Annotated in this window: 8 protein-coding genes; all 8 read left to right on the forward strand. The window is 31.7% G+C overall.

The genetic code is table 11. The annotated features are described in order from the left end of the window. The coding region (locus QZZ53_RS16320; protein ID WP_296386674.1) for a helix-turn-helix domain-containing protein at window positions 1-467 on the forward strand (467 nt) is incomplete at its 5' end. A gap of 104 nt (window positions 468-571) precedes the next feature. Further along, window positions 572-1,468 carry a hypothetical protein gene (locus QZZ53_RS16325; protein WP_296386676.1) on the forward strand — a complete coding sequence of 299 codons (897 nt, stop codon included), beginning with the start codon at window positions 572-574 and terminating at the stop codon, window positions 1,466-1,468. Window positions 1,469-1,489: 21 nt separating this feature from the next. After that, complete coding sequence (locus QZZ53_RS16330; RefSeq protein ID WP_296386678.1) at window positions 1,490-1,981, forward strand: hypothetical protein; 492 nt, start codon at window positions 1,490-1,492, stop codon at window positions 1,979-1,981. A 158-nt stretch (window positions 1,982-2,139) separates the two neighbouring features. Next, window positions 2,140-2,604 carry a hypothetical protein gene (locus QZZ53_RS16335; protein ID WP_296386679.1) on the forward strand — a complete coding sequence of 155 codons (465 nt, stop codon included), beginning with the start codon at window positions 2,140-2,142 and terminating at the stop codon, window positions 2,602-2,604. A gap of 273 nt (window positions 2,605-2,877) precedes the next feature. Beyond that, complete coding sequence (locus QZZ53_RS16340) at window positions 2,878-3,438, forward strand: porin family protein (protein ID WP_296386681.1); 561 nt, start codon at window positions 2,878-2,880, stop codon at window positions 3,436-3,438. 69 nt (window positions 3,439-3,507) lie between these two features. Next, on the forward strand, window positions 3,508-4,587 hold the full coding sequence (locus QZZ53_RS16345) for a serine hydrolase domain-containing protein (RefSeq protein WP_296386683.1): 1,080 nt from the start codon (window positions 3,508-3,510) through the stop codon (window positions 4,585-4,587). A gap of 53 nt (window positions 4,588-4,640) precedes the next feature. Next, the gene (locus QZZ53_RS16350) at window positions 4,641-5,783 is read left to right on the forward strand and encodes a trypsin-like serine protease (RefSeq protein WP_296386685.1); all 1,143 of its coding nucleotides are present in this window, start codon (window positions 4,641-4,643) and stop codon (window positions 5,781-5,783) included. 21 nt (window positions 5,784-5,804) lie between these two features. Further along, window positions 5,805-6,008 (forward strand): hypothetical protein (locus QZZ53_RS16355; protein WP_296386687.1); only part of this gene is annotated, 204 nt, incomplete at its 3' end.

Below are 6,008 nucleotides of genomic sequence, written 5' to 3' on the forward strand. Positions count from 1 at the left end.
GGATATTATATTATGGTGTATTTAGATTGCAAGTCATAGACCAAAAAGAAGAAATACATAACTATTTAGTTTCAAAAAAGTCAGCTGATACTCCGATAAAAAAGAAAATAAAGAGCTCCACTACTTCTAAAATCATTACTCAACTCTATAATTTAATGGAAGACGAAGAATTATATAAGAATCCGCTTTTAAGTAGATTAGATATAGCAACACGATTAGATACAAGTGAAGGCTATTTATCTCAAATTATAAATCAAGAAACAAATAAGAGCATCATTCAATTTGTAAATGAATACCGTATTGAAGAAGCTAAAAATCTATTGCAAGATCCTGTGTTTAATAAATATTCTATTGAAGCTTTAGGTATGGAAGCTGGGTTTAAATCTAAGAGTGCTTTTTATAATACTTTTAATATGAGTTTAAATATGTCACCAGGAGCCTATAGAAAGCTTCAAAAAACGTCCTGATTCGTCTGATTCCACTGTTTTAGGACTTCTGCAGTAAAAAAACTACTTTTTTATCTTTTTGGTAACTATACTTTTGCCCTGTATAAATCAAAAAACAAAAATCAATGAAAAGAGTAACACAAAAGATAATAAGTATAAATTATTATCGATCAATTTCAAAATTAGTTCTAATAACATTTTTTACAATCACAATAGTCTCATGTTCTAATGATGATGATCAGCCTCCTGCTAGTGATGGCATATCACAAGAAATTAAAAATTTAATTTATTTTAGGGGAGACGAAAAAGCCTCTACAGTAGTGATAACTGTACCAGGTGGTCCCAGTACAGAACTCGCTGCAGAATTAGTGGATTATTTTTCCGCAATTTTTAATACTACAGATATCTTAAATGTAACTGTACACCAAGCTCAAACATTAGACCCTAACATAATAGAAGGCAATGAAATTACGTTGAACCAAGCTGTAAATTTTAATGCTGAAAGTGTAGAAACACTGTATCAAGTTGTTAAGTATTTTAAAGATGAAGGAAGAACGGTTTACATTGCAGGTATTTCTTATGGCGCATTTGTAACACAAGAACTCATCGCAGAAAAAGGAATAGATGTCGCTGATAAATATCTAATTATGACAGGTAGATTGGATATTAATGATGCCTTTTGGCAAGGACTAGCTGAAGGCAGACCAGCAGAGTTTGAAAATGGTGTTACACCCATAGTAGGAACACAACCATTTGATAATATACTTAATAGAAACGAAGCTAGGCTGTTCGCAGGATTAGTAATGAATAGATATACAGAAGATTTTAATACTATTGAGAGCTTATCCAACCTAACATACATATACGGAGAAACAGATGAGGCTGTAGGCAGTCTTACAACAGAAGAAGTTACGTTTCTACAATCCAAGAATGCCAATATAATTTCTGGCAGTGGAGGCCATGATGATATTTTTGATGATTATTTAGAACAAGGTTTTAGTGAGGCGTTTGGAATAGAATAATTATTATAAAAATAAAACAAAATGAGAAAAATTAAATTAACAGTAATAGCAATTTCCGCATTGTTTATAGCTAATGCTTTTGCACAAGAAACTTTAAAGCTTCAAGATACATTGAAGCCAAAATTTGAAGTAAAAGTAATTACAAGCGTTGAGTCCATTATACCAGATGGTTTAGGTAGATCGCGTTTAATTTCAGCAAATGATAAAAGAGACTATAAAAAATTTACGTCTACTCAAACTGAAGATGATAATACAAGAAATAAATCTAAAAGAAAAGATATTAGAGTAAAGGATTTTGAAGAAACAAAATTATTAAACTTTTATAATGTTGCTGGTATACGTTTCCAAAATATAGCAGCAAACGATGCAGTAATTTCCTCAAAATTAACGTCGATGATTGCTGAAGGTTGGGATTTAATATTTGTAACAAGTGCTGTAGAAAGCGATTCAGGTGAAAAAGACGGGAATGGTATTTTTATTACACGCTATATATTTAAAAGAAAAATAGACTAAAAAACCCTTTATAATAACTATTAATTGGTAGCGGTTTTATTGCTAAAAATAGAGATAATTATTCGTAATAATCTTTATAGATAGCATCTAAAGCCGCTACTTTTTTATTCAAAAAGGTTAATGTACTATTCACAAAAGAGCAATTAAAATTAGCATCTATGCAGAATAACAAACCAAAGTATTTCTTGCTTCTATTTCTTTTATTATTCAAAATAGAACTTATTAATGCACAGGATTCATTTATGGAAGTAGGTGTAGGAATTGGAAATGTTATCGGAAATAAAAACACTCGTGGGAAAGGCGAATTACATTTTAACATTATAAAATCTTATCAATTTGGGCAATTTGGGTTAGATATTTCTACGGGAGGAAATTTTATCCCAGGCATAACAAGTAGCGAGGATGAAAATATTGAAACTCTATCCTCAAATGACTTTAAATTTACCACTCTTATGGCGTTTTATAGATTACCTATAAAAAAACACCTGTTTGTTGAGTCAAGACTTGGGTATTCATCATTATTTTCATTTGTGCATACAGATGATAAAACCAAAATAAGTCAACCAAATTTCACCGCTGGAATTGGTATTGGTGGACACATCAATAATTCACCTTATCCTTAAGATATCAATACCTCGGAGTTACTCCCAATTACGAAGGTATTAAAAATATGACCATAGTCAAATCAAATTCTGAGTCTTTGGGATTATTGTTCTTTAGAATATCGTATCGATTTGATCTTCAAAATTTATTTTAAGCAGAATGCATACAAAAAGAGTTAATAAAAGTCCTGATTCGTGTAATTCTGATGTATCAGTACGTCTTCAATCATGAAATTAACTTTTTGTTTTGTTTTGAAAATTACGTTTGCACTCTTAAATCAAAAAACACAAATTATGAAAAAATTATTTTTAGTAACTGCTATTGCAGTTTTAGGATTATCTAATGTCAACGCTCAAGACATTAAATTTGGAGCCAAAGCAGGTTTAAACTTTGCCTTTATTACAGGTGACAATGCAAAAGACCTTGACCCTACAACAAATTTTCATTTCGGAGTCATGGCAGAGTTTAAGATTTCAGATAAATTCTCTTTACAGCCCGAATTAATATATTCTGGGCAAGGAGCTGATACAAACATTGATTCTGAGGGTAGCATTAGTCTAAACTATTTAAATCTTCCATTAATTGGAAAGTACTATGTTACAGAAAGATTGAGTTTAGAAGCAGGGCCTCAAATTGGTGTTTTGCTTTCAACTAAAGGAGGTTCTCAAGATTATAAAGAGTTTTTAAAAACAACAGATTATGGTGTTAATTTTGGTCTTGGTTATAAGCTTGATAATGGTCTCAATTTCACGGCACGATATAATCTAGGACTATCAAATATTAATGATGTCGATGATTTCTCGGAAAAAAACAGCAATGGTGTATTTCAACTATCTGTTGGTTATTTCTTTTAATACATCTCAAAATTCTAAAACCCAAGTGAATTCACTTGGGTTTTTACACATTAATCAAAAAATAAAATCATGAAAAAAATAAAAACAATCGTATTACTTCTAACACTATCTTTTTTATCAACAAATTTTAGTTGTTCTACCAGTGACGATGAAGTGAAAATTGAGGATTTAGATTCCCTCGATACAGAACTTATAGCAAGAGACTTTACTGGTGTTGTTTTAGTCGCACAAAATGACGACATCTTATTTAATAAAGCCTATGGACGAAAAAATAGTCAAGAAAATGGATTTAATGATATCAATACTGTTTTTGATATGGGCTCTATTACAAAACAATTCACAGCGGCTGGGATTTTAAAATTAGAGATGCAAAATGAACTGTCAATTGATAATTATTTATCAAATTACTTTGATGCTGTTCCTAATGACAAAGAGAATATAACCATTCATCAGTTACTCACACATTCTTCCGGCTTATTAGGTGGAATAGGAGGAGATTATGACACTATTACAGAGGAAGAATTTTTAGAGCAAGTTTTTAATAGCGCGTTAATTAGTCCAGTAGGGGAACAATTTAATTATTCTAATGTAGGTTATAGCTTACTTGGTTTAATCATTGAAAGAACTAGTGGTATGGATTATGAGAGCTTTTTAAATTCACAGATTTTTCAACCTTCAAACATGTACCATACTGGTTATATAATCCCAGATTGGCAACAAGATGAAGTTGCCAATGGTTATTTGAATGGCGTTGAAAACAATAAACCAAATGAAGAGAATTGGAGTGACAATGGTCCCTATCTCAATCTTAAAGGAAATGGAGGTATTCTAACACGAGCGAATGATTTATTACTCTGGAGCCAATCCATAATGAATAATACAGTACTAGATGAAGCTACTACATCTAAATATCTTTTTCCGCATTTCCAACCCACAAATCTATATGATAGCTATGGATATGGCTGGGGAATTGAAAATAATGATTCAGAGAATAAGTTAGTGCTACATGGAGGCACCACTGATTTTTTTGCATCTGATATGTGGATCTACCCAAACAAAGGAATTACAATAATCATACTCAGCAATGAACTTGAAGAATTTGTTTACACAATTGCAGGAGAGATATCAGATTTTTTACTCGCTGAATAAAAATATTACCTATAACAGAGTAATAAAATCAAATTCATAAATTTTAAAATAATATGAAAAAAACAAATGCAATCATTTTACTTCTACTGCTATCATTAATGTTAGTAAGTTTTAGTTATACAAATAGTAACGAGCACAATTTAATGGTCACTAGACACGACAAAGATGAAGCTGAGTTTCTCAAACTTGCCGAGAAATTTGAAAAATATATGTGTCATGTAAACCTACCGGGTTGTGAAGCTACAATAATAGCTGATCAGTGGGCTCTAACAGCTGCACATTGTGCCATAGAAATTGTAAATGAATTCAGAGACGGAAGGAAGCATTTTGTGGTCATCAACGATATCGAAATTGAAGTAGATAAGGTTATAATGCATCCATCCTGGACGGTAAGACAAGATAGTGATGATAATGACATTGCGCTATTACACTTAAAGCAAAAACCTATTGGAGCATTACAAGCAAAATTATACACAGATAATGATGAAGTAGACAAGTTAATTTATATGGTAGGTGGAGGAGACAAAGGTAATGGACTCATTGGTGAAAATGGTAACGACGGAAAGCAAAGAGGTGCCACCAATAGGATTGAAAGAGCAAATGAAAAATGGCTGTTTTGGACATTCGATCATCCCAATACTAAAACAAAATACCTCACGGAATTTGAAGGCATTAGTGGTGCAGGTGATAGTGGTGGACCGGCTTTTATTCTAAAAGACGATAAAGTATACCTTGCGGGAATTAGCTCAGGGCAAGACCCAAAAGGCGGTGACGACGGACTTTATGGTGTAGAAGAATTCTATACAAGAGTATCAAAGTATATACAATGGATTAATGATGAAATAACTGGAAATGGAGCAGTTTCGAATGCGAAATTTAGAATAGAACCCAGACCTGATGCTATTGATCACAGACCAAAAGCCATAAATGTAGATCTCAGTACCTTAAAGCAATATGTTGGTGAATATGAAATGCAAGGAACTACTGTAAAGATTTACACTGAAAAAAATGGAACCAAGCTTTATGCTTTCGTACCCAATCAACCACCTTATGAATTAATTCCCACTGGAGAAAATGTATTTTCATTTAGAGTTTTAGAAGGGTTTACAATAGAATTTAAAAATCTAGAAAATGGCGTTTTTAAGGAATTAATTGCAATACAACCTGACGGAACATATAAAGCGGTTCGTAAATAAAAAAACAAATTTAAATTTAAAATGAAAAAAACAAACGCAATCTTATTACTTATAATGATGTCATTATCATTAATGAGTTTTAGTTATACAAATAGAAAACTAAAAGTTATAAATGTACATACGGTTAGTAATTTAAAACAATATGTTGGCGAGTACGTGTATGAACCAGAAGATATTACAATCAGAATTTACACAAAAGAAGAAGGCACCAAGCTTTATCTTTCC

Origin of the sequence: Winogradskyella sp. (assembly GCF_016744625.1) — a bacterium.
Taxonomy (GTDB): Bacteria; Bacteroidota; Bacteroidia; order Flavobacteriales; family Flavobacteriaceae; genus Winogradskyella.